We start from the raw sequence: 14,083 nt of genomic DNA on the forward strand, positions 1-14,083 counted from the left end.
ACCTGGGATCGGTAGGTGCCGGCGGCCGCGTAGCGTCCGCATCGTCAGGCAGGGGCCGACGGCGGGATGTCCGCACCGGGCATCACGGGAAGGAGCAGCCGCCATGGGAATCTTCAGGAAGCGTCGCACGAGCCGCGAGGAGCGGGCCGCCGAGATCGCCGGCAAGGTGGCGAGCGGCAAGGGCTTCTACGGCCGCAGCACGCGCGCCTTCCTCGGCGCCGAGGACTTCGCCAGGGTCCAGCAGTCGATCGGCGCGTACAACTCGGGCCTCGACGTGCAGCAGTTGCTCGCCATGGGGGCGCCGACCGTGCCGGCCGTCGTGGTGTCGATCAGCGACACCGGCAAGCTGGTCAACTTCGACCCGGTCGTCGACCTGGTCCTCCAGCCGGCCGGGCCCGCCGACCGGATCGCGCTCCGGACCATCGTCTCGAAGCTGCGTATCCCGCGCACCGGCGACGAGGTGCTGCTGGTCGCCGACCCGGCCCGGCCGGGCGGCTATCTCTACGCGGGGGACGGTGTCACGCCGTGAGGCGGCCGCCGCACGAACCGCCGGCGGCCTGAGATGGCGGAGGACGAGGTCCGTCCCCGGCCGACGCACGTGTCGCGGCTCGGTCCGCTCGGGGCGGGGTATCTGTACGCCGCCTCCGCGGTGATGTGCCTGTGCGGACCGGTCGTGCTGGCCTGCACCGCGTTCGCCGGCGCCGGCCTCCTCGTGACGGGCATCCTGTTCACGGTCGTCCTCCTTCCGCTGGGCCTCGGAATCCGGGGCAGCGCTCGCGCCGACCGGGAGGACAACCGGCGGCTGGACACCGCCGGGGTGGCGGCGACGGCGGAAGTCACCGGCCTGACCGAATGGGACGACGGCGAGGAGGCCGGCCTGCTGGTCGACTTGCGGATCAGCGGGCCGGACTTCCGGACCTTCGAGGCGACCTGGAAGCGCTCGCGGCACCCCGCCCTGCGGGTGGGCCTCCGTCTGGCGGCCGTGGTCGATCCGGCGGGCGGGCTCTACCGCGTCGAATGGTGAACGGCCCCGGGACGGGCGGCAGCCGGCGTCTCCCGACCGACCGGTGAACGTGCCTCGGAAAATGGGGCCTCGGACAGGGCCTGGGCAAGGGCCCGGGAAAAGGCCTTGGTCCACGCGTCCCGCGGGCTGTCGCCCGCGGAGAAAGGCACGGCTGCGATGAGCTTTTCCGAGGCGGTGGCGCTGTGGTGGGTGGTGCCCGCGGGGCTGGCACTGCTCGGCTACGGGCTGTCGCTCGCCGGGCTGAGCCGGGCCCAGCGAGCGGAATGGGTGACGGCGCGGATCGTGGAAGTGCTGCCGCCGGCGCACGGCGACTCCAAACGGCCCGGGATACCGGTCACGGTCGCCTTCCAGGACCCGGCCGGCGGAGCGGAATTCACCCTGCCGAACGCCGGCAAGCACGGTGACGCGGTCCACCAGGCCTGGGTGGGCCGCGAGGTGGACGTGCGCTACCCGCCCGGGCGCCCGCACCGGTTCCGTATCGTGCTCGACGCCTCGGATGAGAAGCACGGCCGGGCCGGACCGAACTGCACGGTCTTCCTTCTCCTGCTCGGCGTCGCGATCCACGCCACCGTCGCCCGGGGCTACCCGTACGCGCTGATCGGCTTCGGCGGCCTCGTCACCTACTGCACGGCGTTCGGCCAGGACATCCGCCAGGCCCGCGCCCGCGACGCCCTGCTGGCCTCGGCCGTCGCCGTCCCCGGGCGCGTCGTGGCGGTCACCAGGGACGTCTACACCGACGGTGAGGGCGGCGAGGTCATCAACCACGCCCCCGTCGTCGCCTTCACCACTCTCGACGGCACCCGCGTCACCGCGCTGTCGCTCGACGGCATCCCCGCTCCGAGCCGATCGCTCGACCGCGACCTCACCATCCACTACTCCCCCGCCGACCCGGCCGTCTGGACGCACGACCTCGCGGCGGAGCGCCGCGGCAACGAGACCACCGTCGCCGTGGTCGTCATCGCGGCGGTCCTCGGCATCGCGGCGGTCGTGACCGGCGCGATCCTCCTCTGACGTCCGCGGCAGCCACGGCCGGCACCGGCCGGCCGCTGCGCCTCGGCATCCGGTGGGGTTGCGGAGCGGCGACGGTGTGGGAGACCGCCGGGACGGCGTGGCCGTGTGACGCTTCGGGAGGATGTCCAGGTGTCCGGCGCCGTCCCGTGCCGACGGGAAGCTCGGGGTGGCGGCCGGCTCGGTGTGCGGTCGGCCCGTGGGTGGCTCAGGGCCGGGGCAGGAAGGGACGGCTCGTGCTTTTCAGTGGCCGGCGGCGCGTCGCGGATCCGCGGGAGGACCGCTCGGAAGGGTTCGGCGAGCGGCTGCTCGGCGTGCTGCTCGACCGGGCCCATGAGATGCCGCCCCAGCTGATCGCCCCGCTGGTCGCCGAGGAGGTGGGCCGGATCGGCGGCCGGGAGGTGTCGATCCTCCTTCAGGACTACGAGCAGCTGCTGCTCGTACCGCTCCCGGGGCGGCGGCTGACGATCGCGGGGCCGGAACCGGTCGTGGGCTCCCCCGCCGGTGAATCCTTCCTGCACCGCAGGACCGTGGAGGTCGCCGAGGCCGGCGGGGTGCGGATGTACCTGCCGCTGCTGGACGGCAGCGACCAGATCGGCGTCATGGTCCTCACCCTCGACCGCGTCAACGACAACGACCGGCGGCTGCTGCGCCGCCTCGCCGCGCTGGTCGCCGACATGATCGTGACCAAGGACGCCTACACCGACGAGTTCTTCCAGGCCCGCCGCCGCGCGCCGATGTCGGTGGCCGCCGAGATCCAGTGGTCGCTGCTGCCCCCGCTGTCGATGACCGTTCCCCAGGTCGAGGTCGCCGGCATCCTGGAGCCCGCCTACCAGGTCGCGGGCGACAGCTTCGACTACGCGCTCAACGGGGACGAACTGCATGCCGCGATGATCGACGCGATGGGCCACGGCCTGGACGCCGCGACCATGGCCACCGTCGCGATCGGCGCCTACCGGCACACCCGGCGCGCGAAGACCGACCTGTCGCACATGTACGCCTTCATGGACCGGGCCATCGAGCAGCAGTTCAGCGCCGACCACTTCGTGACCGCGCAGATGCTGTGCCTGAACGTCGCCGTCGGCCACCTGAAGTGGGTCAACGCCGGCCACCCCGCGCCGGTCCTGATCCGCGGCGGCGCCGTCCACGAGCGGCTGGACAGCCCGACGACCCTGCCGCTGGGCTTCGGCGGTGAGCAGCCGCAGGTCAGCCAGCGCCTCCTCAAGCCCGGCGACCAGGTCCTGTGCTACACCGACGGGCTGGTCGAAGAACACCGCGACGGTCAGGCGCCGTTCGGCGAGGCGCAGTTCATCGACGCGATCAACCACACCCTCAAGGCCGAGGGAAGCGGCGGGGTACGCGCGATCGCCCGCACCCTGTCGCACGAGCTCAAGCGCAGGCGGGGCGGCATCACCACCGATGACGCCTCCCTCTTCCTCATCGAATGGCGCGGCGGCGCCGCCGACCACCTCGCCGTCCTCACGTAAGGCGGCACCGGGGGCGGGACGGCGGGGCGTGGACCTCCGGTCGTCCGGTGCGGCTCACCCGGCGCAGCGGTAGCTGAAGGTCGTGGCGGCCGACCGCTGCTGCGGGCCGAGCACGTCGAGGGTCGCGGTCGCGGTGAGCGAGCCGGGGCCGTCGAAGGACCACAGCAGGGTCACAGCCGTGCTGCGGGCGCCCTTGGCCACGTGCTGCCGCAATTCGTCGGACACCGTGCCGTCGCTGGCTGCCGCACTCGCCGCGTCGGCGCCGTCCCTGCACCTGTGCGCCAGCACCGGCGCGGGATGGCCGGCAACGGCGGACGCGGCCGGCCGATCAGCATCGGACTGCAGGCCGCCGGCACCCTCGGGCCTGCTCGACACCTCGGCCTGCCGAGGGGACGGGGGCTCGCTGAGATGCGAGGTCCGCGCGGGGGGAGGACGGTGGAAGGACGGGGGCCGCCGTTCGACGGCGGCACCACCCCTTTTGCGGTGCCGGGCGAATTCTCCGCACGGTGTTCCTCCGCTGCGGGTCAGTTCCGCCCGCCATGGCGCCGGGGTGCGTCGGGACCCCGTCCGAGTTCTATCCCTAGGGGACATTCGTATGGACAAGAACACCAAGGCGACTCTCGCTGCCGCAGCCGCGGCAGGTTATGTGGTCGGACGGACGAAAAAGGGAAAATTGGCCCTGAGTGTGCTGTCTCTTGTCGCGGGCCGAAGTCTTGATCCCATGGCGCTGATCGGCCAGGGCGTCAGGAAACTCGCCGACAGTCCCCCGTTCGACCAGCTGGGAGACCAAATCGGCGGGCAACTGCTCGACTCCGGGCGCTCCGCCGTGTCCGGCATGACCAGCCGGGGTGTCGAATCGCTGACCAGCGCGCTCCAGGAGCGGACGCGGTCCCTGCTGGACACCGAGGAGGACGCGGACGAGGACGAGGCGGAAGCAGACGAGACAGACGAAGCGAACGAAGCGGACGACGAAGAAGTAGACGAAGCGGCCGAAGAAGACGAGGCCGAAAACGGGGATGAGGAGCAGGACGAGGCTACGGGCGAGGAGGAGGAGGAGGAGGAAGAAGAAGAGGCGGAGGAAGAGGAACCGTCGAAGCCGCGCCGGCGTCCCGCCGGCAAGAAGGCGGCAGGGCGGAAGGCCCCGTCCAGGAAACCGGGGCCGAAGAATCCTCCGGCCAGGAAGGCCGTCAAGACGGCGGCAGCGAAAAAGGCCGCTTCCAAGAAGCCCCCCGCCCGCAGCACGAAGCGGAGGTGACCGGCCATGACGAAGAGCGCAGAGCGCGAAGCGGATGGACAAGTGGACAACAGCACCTCCCCGCTGGAGGAGTTGCGCGGGGAACTCGGCAATTACGTCGGAGCGCGTGCCCAGCATCTCGCGGACTCGGTGGGCGACAAGCTCACGAGCTTCAGCATGCCGTCCACGAACGGCGACGGCAGCGGCATACTGTCTCTCGGCAAACGCGTCCTGAGCGGTGAGAACCCCGTGAAGGCGGTCGTCAGCGAGAAGGCCAAGGGCGCGAAGGACAAGGTCGTCGGAGGCGTCAAGGACGCCATCGGCGGCGGCGACGGGACAGCGGGCGACACCAAGGTCACCAACATGGTCGAGGTCATCGACATCGGGCGGCCACTGCGTTTCGTCTACGACCACTGGACGCAGTTCGAGGAGTTCGGCTCTTTCGCCAAGGGCGTCAGCGACGTCACCATGTCGGACGAGGTCGAATCGGACTGGAAGCTCAAGGTCGCCTTCTCCAACCGGAATTGGAAGGCCACCGTCCAGGAGCAGGTGCCCGACGAACGCATTGTCTGGGACTCGGAAGGGGACCGCGCCACCACGCACGGCGCTATCAGCTTCCATGAGCTGACCCCTGACCTGACCCGGGTCGTCGTCGTGGTCGAGTACCGGCCGTCCGGATTCTTCGAGAAGACGGGCAATCTGTGGCGCGCACAGGGCCGCCGGCTGCGCCTGGACCTGAAGCACTTCCAGCGCTACGTCACCCTGACCGACGAGGAGCCCGAAGGCTGGCGGGGCGAGATCCGCGACAGCGAAGTCGTCAGGACCCACGAGGAGGCCCTGGAGGACGAGGACGCCGACGCGGGAGCGGACGCCGACACGGACGACGAGTACGACGACGACGAGGAGGAGGCGGGCGAGGACGCGGCGGACGAGGACGAGGAGTACGCCGAGGACGACGAGGACGACACGTGACAAGCCGTGACGTGGCGTGACTCACCTCTCCACAGTGAGGCGAAGGACCCGATGGACGAGGACCCGGAGATCAGGGACGGCCAGGAGGAGTTCGACGAACAGGAGGAGCCGTACGAGGCGGAGGAGATCGAACCCGGCGTCGCGGCGTCGACCGATCCGGACGTCCTGCTGGACGTCCCCACCCTCAAGGTCGACGAGGTCGATCTGGAGGTGGAGGACCTGCGGGCGCGGGTGTCGCTCCAGGCGGAGGTGCTCGATCTGCTCAAGCTCAACGTCGGCGCGGATGTGGCGCTGGGGCGGGTGCACCTCGACATCAAGGGGGTCGAGGCGCAGGCGCTGCTCAAGGTCCGGCTCGACAATGTGGTGGACCTCGTCGGCCGTGTGCTGACGATGATCGACCACAACCCGCAGATCATCGAGCACCTCACGGAGTCCCTCGGCTCCGCGGTCGGCGAGGTCGGCCGGGGCACGGGACTGGCCGTCGGCGAACTGGGCCGCGGCGCCGGGAGCGCTGTCGAGGACGTCGGCCACGGCGCGGGGAGCGCCGTCGAGGACGTCGGTGCGGGCGCCGGAAGCGCCGTGGAAGACGTCGGCGAAGGCGCGGGCGAGGCCGTCGAGGATGTCGGCGAGGGCACGAGGCACGCGGTCAAGGACGTCGGCGGCAGCGCCGGCCGGACCCTCGAAGGGGTCGGCGAGGACGCGGGGAACGCCGTCGAGGACATCAGCGGCAGCGCCGGGCGGACGGTCGAGAACGCGGCCGGGGAAACCACGCGGGCCGCCGGTGACGCGGCCGGTGAAGCCACCGAGGCCGCTGGTGACGCGGTCGAGGACGTGGAGGAGACGGCCGGGGAAGCACAGGACGACCTCGGTGAGGAGGTCGCCGACACCGTGGACGACGCCGACGACGAGGTCGCCGACACCGTGGACGAGGCCGGCGACGAGGTCGCCGACACGGCCGGCGCGACCGCTGCGGCCGGCCCGGGCAAGCGCAAGGTCCGCCGCAGCACGGCCGACCGGCCGAAGAAGGCCAGGTCCAGGGGAACCGGCCCCGCGAAGGCCACGGGCTCGCGCGGCAGGAGCAGCCCCCGTTCGCGCCGGGAGGCCGGCGACAGGGAGGAGCGGGAGGCCGCCATCGCGTCGCGGGAACGGGAGCGGGACCGCGAGCGCGAGTCGCGCCGGCGCGGCAGACGGCGTTAGGGCCTGTCGCCACGGCCCCGGTTCACGGCCGCTGCGGCTCCGTCGCTGCGGCCCAGGACCGGAGGTCGCCGCGGCGGCGGGGGATCAGCGGTTCCCGCGGTCGGCGGCGGAGGACTCCGCCGTCCCGCCGGATCCGGACTCGCCGGGGACGTACTTGCGCAGCCGCGGGACGGGGGCGGCGGCCGGCGCGGTGTCGTCGGCGAGTTCCCTGATGCCCTGGAGTTCGCTGTCCCCCTCGGGCACCGGCGACTTGGGCCGCTGATCGCCGACACCGGGTGCGCCGGACGCCTCCTCCTGGGGCGTGGAGAGCCCGTAGTGCACGTACAGCTCCTGCTCCTGGACGAGGTCGAGGTGCTGTTCCGCCTCCATCCGGGGCGCGCTGCGCACACCTTCCAGCGTGCAGGCCAGGTCGAGTACGCCTTCCCGGGTGTGCGTGGCCCCCTCCAGCGGGACGAAGGTGTCGCCCTCGCCCGCGCCCTGCGCGTCCGTCCGTACCGTCACCCACTCCGGGCGGCGCCCCATGTCCTCCACGTACACATGGTCGACGGAGCCGATCCGCTCGCCGTCCCGGTCATAGGCGGTCAGGTGCCTGAGCGCTTCCGGGCTGTCGAAGACGTCCTCGGTCATGAAGGGTCACTCCTCCGGTAATGGGGCACGGCCGACTGCTTCCATCGAGCCTCCTGTCCCGTTCTGCGGCAACCAGGCGCGTCGGCGCGCACCGGCCGTCCCACCCGGTCAGCCGTCCGGGGGCGCCCGCACACCGGCCGGGGCTGTCGTCAGGAGGGCGTCAAGGTGCGGCACCGGGCGTCAAGCGCGCGTCAAGCGCATGGGGGCCGGCTGCCCCACCGGGCGTAGCGTCATGAGTGCCGCGGGGCTCGTACGCCCGCGGCGACCGACGTCACAAGGAGTCCGCCATGTCGGCACCCGTCTCCCCGGAGTCAGCAGAACCCCTTGAACGGGGCCCGGCCGGACACGCGCTGTTCGTTCCCGTCCGGCCGGGACCCACAGGCTGCACCACCCGCTTCTTCCGCAACGCCCTGGGCGGGCGTACCGCGGTCGCCTTCACCAGCGAACGCACGCTGGTCATGGCACTCGGACCGGCCCAGCGCTGGACGCGCCTGTCGGAGCCGGCCCTGCGGGCGCTGGCCGCCCCCCTCGGCATCACCGAGGTCCGCGTCGATCCGCGCCTGTCCGCTCCGGCACCGCACCCGGGCCCGGTCGTCCCGGAGCCCCCGCGCCGGCTGCTCGTCGGTTAGGAGGCCCACTCGTGTCCGTATCCCTGACCACGGTCCCGCTGCCCGCGGCCGAACCGGACTCCCTGTCCGTGTGGCCGGCCTCGACCCGGCGTGCCCGCAAGGGTGATCTGACGGTTTCCGGCGTGTCGCTGGCGGAGGCCGCCGACCGCTTCGGGACCCCGCTGTACGTGCTGGACGAGGCCGAGCTGCGGGGCCGCTGCCGTACGTACACCGCCGCCTTCCCCGAGGCCGACGTCGTGTACGCCGCCAAGGCGTTCCTGTGCCGCGCGGTCGCCACGTGGGTGCGCGGCGAAGGCCTCGGCCTCGACGTCTGCTCGGCCGGCGAACTGGAGCTGGCCGTCGCCACCGGCTTCCCCGCGGACCGCATCGTGCTGCACGGCAACGCCAAGACCCCGGAGGACCTGCGCACCGCGGTCCGGCTCGGCGTCGGGCGGATCGTGATCGACAACGCCACGGAGATCGCCCGGCTGGCCACCCTCGTCGCACCGCACGACCGGCAGAAGGTGCTGCTGCGGGTGGTGCCCGGTGTGGTCGCCGGCGGGCACAAGGCGGTCCGCACCGGCACCGACGACCAGAAGTTCGGCGTGTCCATCGCCGACGGCTCCGCGCAGCACACGGTGGAGCGGATCCTGGGCCAGCCGCGCCTCGAACTGGTCGGCCTGCACTGCCACATCGGCTCCCAGGTGACCGAGGTCAAGCCGTATCTGGCCGCGCTGCGGCGGCTGATCGGCCTGCTGGCGCGCATCCGCGACCAGCACGGCGTCGTCCTGCCCCAGCTCGACCTGGGCGGCGGCCACGCCGTGGCCTACCGGCCGGGCGACCGGGCGCTCGACATCACCGCGCTGGCCGCCCGCACCAGGACGGAGCTCGCCGACGGCTGCCGCAGCATCGGCCTGCCCGTGCCGCGGCTGACCATCGAGCCGGGCCGGGCCATCGTCGGACCCGCCGCGGTCGCCCTCTACCGCGTCCTGGCCGTCAAGCACACCGGCGGCCGTACCCTCGTCGCCGTGGACGGCGGCATGAGCGACAACCCGCGGCCCGCGCTCTACGGGGTCAGGTACGCCCCCCGGCTCGTCGGCCGCGCCAGCGCCGCGGGCCGGGCGCCGGCCACCGTGGTCGGCCGGTACTGCGAGGCCGGTGACATCCTCGCCGAGGATGTGCCGCTGCCCGCGGACGTACGGCCGGGCGACCTGCTGGCGGTGCCCGTCGCGGGCGCCTACCAGCTGTCGATGGCGTCCAGCTACAACATGGTCGGCCGCCCCCCGCTGATCGCGGTCGCGGACGGCAGGGCCCGGGTGCTGATACGCCGTGAGTCCCCGGCCGATCTGCGCCTGCGCGACGTGGGGGTCTGAGCCCTGGCAGCCCACCGGACGGGCCGGCCTCTCACGGGGGGCCGGCCCTGGGCAGCGCCCGCGCAGAACACCGTTTCCACGCGTGTCAGCAGCACGCGAAAATACCCCGGAGAACAGGTATTTCCGGTGAGGTCAACGGCATTCCCTGATTGGTTTTTCCGCGTGGCGCGTGATATTCACTGGGGCACCGGTCAGCACCAGTTCGCGTGGGGGATTCACGTCATGAACAATCTTTCGGCCGACGCCGATTGGCGGGTCGATCAGCGCTGCACCAACTGCGACGCGGCCCGGCAGTTCGCGCCGGGCCTGGTCACCGAGACCGCGGGCCGTTCCTCGATCGTCCGGCAGCCGCGTGACGAAGCGGAGGAAAAGGCGCTGCACGCCGCGGCGTTCGCCTGCCACACCCGCTCGATCCGGCACGGCGGGCGGGGGCCGGATCCCGCTCTCGATCCGTTCCCGCTGCGCCTCACCGAGCACGTACATATGTGCGGGCACAATTCCCGGCTCACCGCGGGCGCGAACTCCTATCTGCTGCGCAGGCCCGCCGGAAATCTGATGATGATCGACACACCGCGCTGGAGTCCGGATCTTGCCGAGAAATACGCGGCCGTCGGCCCGGTGACCGATGTCCTGCTCACCCATCGCGACCATGCCGCGCACGGCCGCGAATACGCCGACCGGTTCGGCGCCCGGCTCTGGATCCACGAGGGCGACCTGGCAGCGGCGCCGGACGCCGACGGGATCCTGCGCGGCACCGAGCCGGTCGAGATCGCCGACGGGGTGAGCGCGCACCCGCTGCCCGGGCACACCGAGGGCAGTGTGCTGTATCTCGCCGACGACACGTACTGCTTCAGCGGCGACAGCTTCTACTGGTCCCGGTCCGCCGGCGACCTCGCCGTCGTCGAGGCGGTCACCTGGTACTCCATCACCGAACTGGCCGCGTCGCTGGCCCGTGCGGCGCCGGGGCTGCGCTTCGAGTGGCTGCTGCCGGGACACGGCGACCGCAAGCACCTGCCGGCCGGCGATTTCGCCCGCCGCATGCGCGACCTGGCCGACCGTACCGGCGAACTCTCGCCCCGGCCGGTCGACTTCACGGCGCTGCGCTGGTGACGCGGGCGTGCCCGGTGTTCCCGGTGTTCCCGGCGCCCCGGGCCGGGCGGCGCTGGGGCCTGTCCGGCGGGATGCGCCGGACAGGCCCCGGGCGTGCGGAGTGGTTCGGCCGCGCCGGAGCGGGCGGCCCCGCAGCGGGGCGCCGGTCCGCGCGGGTGTGCGGCGGATCCGCCGCACCCGGCTGTCAGCGCAGAGCCGGGTGCGGACGGGATCCCCTGCCGCCCGCACCCGGGCCGGACGCCCGGCGCGGTGTGGTGTCAGACGCCCGGCTTGCTGGGCTTCTTGCAGCAGTCGCTGCTGCTGCTGGTGGTGCTGAGGACGGCGACGGCGCTCTCCACCGCGATCGGCTCCATGGTCTGCAGGTTCAGCACGCTCATGCGGATCATCTCCTGGGGTTGTCGGGAGCGCGCGGACGCGCTCGGGGCGCTGGGACCGGCGAGGGCCGATCGGCAGGCCAAGCGTGCAGCGTCGGCCGAGGCGCGCGCATCAGCGGAAGGCCCCCATAATCCGCCGCCCCCGGTCCCCCATGAGGACGGCCGCGGGGGAAGGCGAATGGTGGTGTTCACCACCCGGACCCCTGCCGCACCGGGCCGGCCCGACCGGGGTGCGCCGGTCCTGCCCCACCGCCGGTCGGCATTACTCTTCCGGGCATGACGCGCACCCGCCTGTACCGCCACGGCACCCTGGAGCTCGAAAACTTTCCCGTCCAGGACATCTCCGACTACGTCGGCGACCCGGACTGCATGGTGTGGCTGGACGTACGCGATCCCGACTCCGCGGACTTCGACATGATCGCCGAGGAGTTCGGGCTGCACTCCCTGGCCATCGAGGACGCGCGGCACGAGCACCAGCGGCCCAAGCTCGACACCTACCGCACCCATCTGTTCATGAGCGCCTACGCGGTCACCGTGGCTCCAGACACCGGCGCGATCGAGGCCAGCGAGGTGTCGGCGTTCATCACCGCCAACGCGCTGATCACGATCCGCCAGGGCGAGCACTGCCGCATCGACCGGATCGTGGAGCGCTGGGACGACTCGCCCGACCTCGCCAAGCACGGCGTGGGCTTCCTCGTGCACGGCCTGCTGGACTACCTGGTCGACGGCCACTTCACCGCCGTGCAGGATCTGGACGACCGCATCGAGCAGCTGGAGGACCTCCTCTTCGAGGACAGCCCCAAGGAGATCCAGGTGGTCCAGCGCCGCTCCTTCGAGCTGCGCAAGAACCTGGTGCGGCTGCGCCGGGTGGTCCTGCCGATGCGGGAGGTCGTCAACTCGCTGCTGCGCCGCGACCTGCACGTCGTCAGCGAGCCGATGATGCCGTACTTCCAGGACGTCTACGACCACGTGCTGCGCGCCACCGAGTGGACCGAGTCCCTGCGCGACCTGGTCACCACCGTCATGGAGACCAACCTGACCGTCCAGGGCAACCGCATGAACCTGATAATGAAGAAGGTCACCAGCTGGGCGGCGATCATCGCGGTGCCCACCGCCGTCACCGGCTTCTACGGCCAGAACGTGCCCTATCCCGGATTCAGCGCGCACTCCGGCTTCTGGACGTCGACGGGCGTCATGATCGGCCTGTCCGTCCTGCTCTACACGACCTTCAAGCACAAGGACTGGATCTGAAGCCCCCGCGGCCCACCGGGGCCGACAGTCCCGCGGGGGCACGCGGCGTATGTGGCCGCCGGGCCGGGTGACCGAGCAGGCGGCGGCCCGCGCCCGGGCCGGTGCGCGGCGGCGGGCGCGGGCCGCGGCGCGCTAGTCGGCCGAGGGCTCGGGGTCCGCGTCCTGCGGCTTGGCGGCGGCGACGGTGGCCGCGCGCCGGTTGACCACGACGGTCGCCGCCGCCGCGCTGACGGCGAAGGCCAGCAGTACGGTGGCGGGCCGGTTCAGGCGGTGGCCGGTGAGCTGGTCCAACGAGTAGCGGCCCGGGCCGACGAGGCCGAGGCCCGCCGCGGCGAAACCGAGGAAGGCCGGGTATTCGAAGCCGCCCTTGTGGGCGAAGAACCCGGCGGGCGCGTGCACGGACACCGCGCCGGCCATGGCGCCCGCGGCAGCCGCGCCCGCCACCGGGGTGGCGAGGCCGAGCGCCAGGAGCGCACCGCCGCCGGCCTCACCGAGGCCCGCGGCGACCGCGCTCTCCCGCCCGGGGGTGAAGCCCATGCTCTCCATGGCCGCGGACGTGCCCTTGACGCCGCCCCCGCCGAACCAGCCGAGGAGCTTCTGCGAACCGTGGGCGAACAGCACTCCGCCGGTCCCCAGGCGCAGGGCGAGCAGACCGAGGTCCTTGCGATGGCTGAAGGGCATGAGGGCAGACCTTCCACAGACGTAGGCAGCACGATCCGCTGCCTATCCTGCCGTGGCCGGGCCGCTCGCGCACCCGGTCCCGGAATTCCGCGGCACCCGGGGCACCCGGGTCCCGTCCGGTCCGCGGACCAGGCCGCGGACCGGCTCGCGGACCGCGGCCGTAGAGTGGGGGTGTGGCGGCTTACCCGGAGATACCCGGCCTCGGCGCGATACGGCGCCGGCTGGGAGCAGAACTGCTCGCGCGGGTGGCGGGGCCCGACGGTCCCGCGCAGCGGGACCGTATCCACGGCAGCCCCGGACCCCGCTGGTTCGGGCCCGACCGGCCGATCCGGGCGGTGCACGGCGACGCCTCGATGTTCGTCGGCGGCCTGCGCGCGCTGCTGCTCCAGTCGCTGCACCCGCTGGCGATGGCGGCCGTCGCCGGCCACTCCGGCTACCGCGGCGACCCCTGGGGCCGGCTCCAGCGGACCAGCGCCTTCCTCGCCGTGACGACCTTCGGCACCGCGCGGGACGCGGAGCAGGCCGTGGCGCACGTGCGGGAGATCCACGCACGGGTGTCGGGCACCACCGACGACGGCGAGCCGTACCGTGCCTCGGACCCGCACCTGCTGGGGTGGGTGCACGCGGCCGAGGTGGACAGCTTCCTGCGGGCGCACCGGCGCTACGGCGCCGAGCCGCTGGACGACGACGGGTACGACGCGTACGTCGCGGACGCCGCCCGGGTGGCGGCCGGGCTCGGGGTCCAGGACCCGCCCCGCGACCAGGCGGAGCTCGCGGCGGTGCTCGACGCCTACCGCCCCGAGCTGCGGGCGACCCCGCAGGCCAGGGAAGCGGCCCGCTTCATGCTGCTCGACCCGCCGCTGCCATGGGCGGCCAGGCCGCCCTACGCGGTGCTCGCCGCCAGCGCGGTCGCCCTGCTGCCGCTGTGGAGCCGGGTGCCGCTGGGCGTGCCGTACCTGCCGGTGGTGGAGGAGACCGGGATTAGGCTGGCCGGCCACGGGCTGACCCGGGTGATCCGCTGGGCGATCCCGAAGCCGGAGCCGGTGCCGCGTTCGGAGCCGGGGCCTTCGGAGCCGGAGCCCGAACCGGAACCTGGGCCGCGGAAGAAGTGACGGCTGGCCGGCGGCAGGCAGCGGC

At 72.7% G+C, this 14,083-nt stretch carries 16 protein-coding genes; 12 read left to right on the forward strand and 4 right to left on the reverse strand.

What is annotated here, in order from left to right:
• Window positions 1-103 precede the first annotated feature (103 nt).
• The 4 genes from OHA86_RS03485 (at window position 104) to OHA86_RS03500 (ending at window position 3,519) form a co-directional block, all read left to right on the forward strand.
• Window positions 104-529, forward strand: coding sequence for a hypothetical protein (locus OHA86_RS03485; RefSeq protein ID WP_329172356.1), 426 nt, complete (start codon window positions 104-106; stop codon window positions 527-529).
• A gap of 33 nt (window positions 530-562) precedes the next feature.
• Window positions 563-1,024, forward strand: coding sequence for a hypothetical protein (locus OHA86_RS03490; RefSeq protein ID WP_329172357.1), 462 nt, complete (start codon window positions 563-565; stop codon window positions 1,022-1,024).
• Between the two features lie 156 nt (window positions 1,025-1,180).
• Window positions 1,181-2,035, forward strand: coding sequence for a DUF3592 domain-containing protein (locus tag OHA86_RS03495; protein WP_329172359.1), 855 nt, complete (start codon window positions 1,181-1,183; stop codon window positions 2,033-2,035).
• Window positions 2,036-2,268: 233 nt separating this feature from the next.
• On the forward strand, window positions 2,269-3,519 hold the full coding sequence (locus OHA86_RS03500) for a PP2C family protein-serine/threonine phosphatase (RefSeq protein ID WP_329172361.1): 1,251 nt from the start codon (window positions 2,269-2,271) through the stop codon (window positions 3,517-3,519).
• 54 nt (window positions 3,520-3,573) lie between these two features.
• Here the strand turns inward: OHA86_RS03500 and OHA86_RS03505 are convergent, their stop codons facing one another.
• Window positions 3,574-3,807: a hypothetical protein gene (locus tag OHA86_RS03505; RefSeq protein WP_329172363.1), complete on the reverse strand. Its 234-nt coding sequence runs from the start codon at window positions 3,805-3,807 to the stop codon at window positions 3,574-3,576.
• A gap of 307 nt (window positions 3,808-4,114) precedes the next feature.
• On the opposite strand from OHA86_RS03505, the gene OHA86_RS03510 reads away from it, so the two are divergent.
• Genes OHA86_RS03510 through OHA86_RS03520 form a run of 3 tightly spaced genes read left to right on the forward strand, consistent with a single transcriptional unit; the run spans window position 4,115 to window position 6,922 of the window.
• Window positions 4,115-4,774 (forward strand): hypothetical protein, encoded by a 660-nt coding sequence (locus OHA86_RS03510; protein ID WP_329172364.1) that lies wholly within the window; start codon window positions 4,115-4,117, stop codon window positions 4,772-4,774.
• A gap of 6 nt (window positions 4,775-4,780) precedes the next feature.
• Window positions 4,781-5,725, forward strand: coding sequence for an SRPBCC family protein (locus OHA86_RS03515; RefSeq protein ID WP_329172367.1), 945 nt, complete (start codon window positions 4,781-4,783; stop codon window positions 5,723-5,725).
• Window positions 5,726-5,776: 51 nt separating this feature from the next.
• Window positions 5,777-6,922, forward strand: coding sequence for a hypothetical protein (locus OHA86_RS03520; RefSeq protein ID WP_329172368.1), 1,146 nt, complete (start codon window positions 5,777-5,779; stop codon window positions 6,920-6,922).
• A gap of 84 nt (window positions 6,923-7,006) precedes the next feature.
• Here OHA86_RS03520 and OHA86_RS03525 read toward each other — a convergent pair whose 3' ends face one another.
• Window positions 7,007-7,549, reverse strand: a complete 543-nt coding sequence (locus tag OHA86_RS03525; RefSeq protein WP_329172370.1) for a PRC-barrel domain-containing protein — start codon at window positions 7,547-7,549, stop codon at window positions 7,007-7,009.
• 287 nt (window positions 7,550-7,836) lie between these two features.
• Between OHA86_RS03525 and OHA86_RS03530 the strand changes: the two genes are divergently transcribed.
• From OHA86_RS03530 to OHA86_RS03540, 3 genes are all read left to right on the forward strand, one after another.
• Window positions 7,837-8,178, forward strand: coding sequence for an SAV_915 family protein (locus OHA86_RS03530; protein ID WP_329172371.1), 342 nt, complete (start codon window positions 7,837-7,839; stop codon window positions 8,176-8,178).
• 23 nt (window positions 8,179-8,201) lie between these two features.
• On the forward strand, window positions 8,202-9,530 hold the full coding sequence (gene lysA, locus OHA86_RS03535; RefSeq protein WP_443071961.1) for a diaminopimelate decarboxylase: 1,329 nt from the start codon (window positions 8,202-8,204) through the stop codon (window positions 9,528-9,530).
• A gap of 222 nt (window positions 9,531-9,752) precedes the next feature.
• A complete protein-coding gene (locus OHA86_RS03540; protein ID WP_329172375.1) occupies window positions 9,753-10,640 on the forward strand; it encodes an MBL fold metallo-hydrolase in 888 nt (295 codons plus the stop codon).
• Between the two features lie 257 nt (window positions 10,641-10,897).
• Here the strand turns inward: OHA86_RS03540 and OHA86_RS03545 are convergent, their stop codons facing one another.
• Window positions 10,898-11,017 (reverse strand): class III lanthipeptide, encoded by a 120-nt coding sequence (locus OHA86_RS03545; RefSeq protein ID WP_329172377.1) that lies wholly within the window; start codon window positions 11,015-11,017, stop codon window positions 10,898-10,900.
• Window positions 11,018-11,290: 273 nt separating this feature from the next.
• Between OHA86_RS03545 and OHA86_RS03550 the strand changes: the two genes are divergently transcribed.
• Entirely contained in the window at window positions 11,291-12,265 is a 975-nt protein-coding gene (locus OHA86_RS03550) for a magnesium transporter CorA family protein (protein ID WP_329172380.1), read from the forward strand.
• Window positions 12,266-12,397: 132 nt separating this feature from the next.
• On the opposite strand, the gene OHA86_RS03555 is transcribed toward OHA86_RS03550, so the two are convergent.
• Entirely contained in the window at window positions 12,398-12,946 is a 549-nt protein-coding gene (locus tag OHA86_RS03555; protein ID WP_329172382.1) for a DoxX family protein, read from the reverse strand.
• 173 nt (window positions 12,947-13,119) lie between these two features.
• Between OHA86_RS03555 and OHA86_RS03560 the strand changes: the two genes are divergently transcribed.
• Complete coding sequence (locus tag OHA86_RS03560) at window positions 13,120-14,058, forward strand: oxygenase MpaB family protein (RefSeq protein WP_329172383.1); 939 nt, start codon at window positions 13,120-13,122, stop codon at window positions 14,056-14,058.
• The last annotated feature ends 25 nt before the right edge of the window (window positions 14,059-14,083 follow it).

The organism is Streptomyces sp. NBC_01477 (genome assembly GCF_036227245.1).
GTDB lineage: Bacteria > Actinomycetota > Actinomycetes > Streptomycetales > Streptomycetaceae > Actinacidiphila.

Bases quoted from the DNA above. Each gene is read 5' to 3' on its own strand.
- OHA86_RS03485 (WP_329172356.1), top strand. From the start codon at position 104: ATGGGAATCTTCAGGAAGCGTCGCACGAGCCGCGAGGAGCGGGCCGCC.
- OHA86_RS03490 (WP_329172357.1), top strand. From the start codon at position 563: ATGGCGGAGGACGAGGTCCGTCCCCGGCCGACGCACGTGTCGCGGCTC.
- OHA86_RS03495 (WP_329172359.1), top strand. From the start codon at position 1,181: ATGAGCTTTTCCGAGGCGGTGGCGCTGTGGTGGGTGGTGCCCGCGGGG.
- OHA86_RS03510 (WP_329172364.1), top strand. From the start codon at position 4,115: ATGGACAAGAACACCAAGGCGACTCTCGCTGCCGCAGCCGCGGCAGGT.
- OHA86_RS03515 (WP_329172367.1), top strand. From the start codon at position 4,781: ATGACGAAGAGCGCAGAGCGCGAAGCGGATGGACAAGTGGACAACAGC.
- OHA86_RS03520 (WP_329172368.1), top strand. From the start codon at position 5,777: ATGGACGAGGACCCGGAGATCAGGGACGGCCAGGAGGAGTTCGACGAA.
- OHA86_RS03525 (WP_329172370.1), bottom strand. From the start codon at position 7,549: ATGACCGAGGACGTCTTCGACAGCCCGGAAGCGCTCAGGCACCTGACC.
- OHA86_RS03530 (WP_329172371.1), top strand. From the start codon at position 7,837: ATGTCGGCACCCGTCTCCCCGGAGTCAGCAGAACCCCTTGAACGGGGC.
- OHA86_RS03540 (WP_329172375.1), top strand. From the start codon at position 9,753: ATGAACAATCTTTCGGCCGACGCCGATTGGCGGGTCGATCAGCGCTGC.
- OHA86_RS03545 (WP_329172377.1), bottom strand. From the start codon at position 11,017: ATGAGCGTGCTGAACCTGCAGACCATGGAGCCGATCGCGGTGGAGAGC.
- OHA86_RS03550 (WP_329172380.1), top strand. From the start codon at position 11,291: ATGACGCGCACCCGCCTGTACCGCCACGGCACCCTGGAGCTCGAAAAC.
- OHA86_RS03555 (WP_329172382.1), bottom strand. From the start codon at position 12,946: ATGCCCTTCAGCCATCGCAAGGACCTCGGTCTGCTCGCCCTGCGCCTG.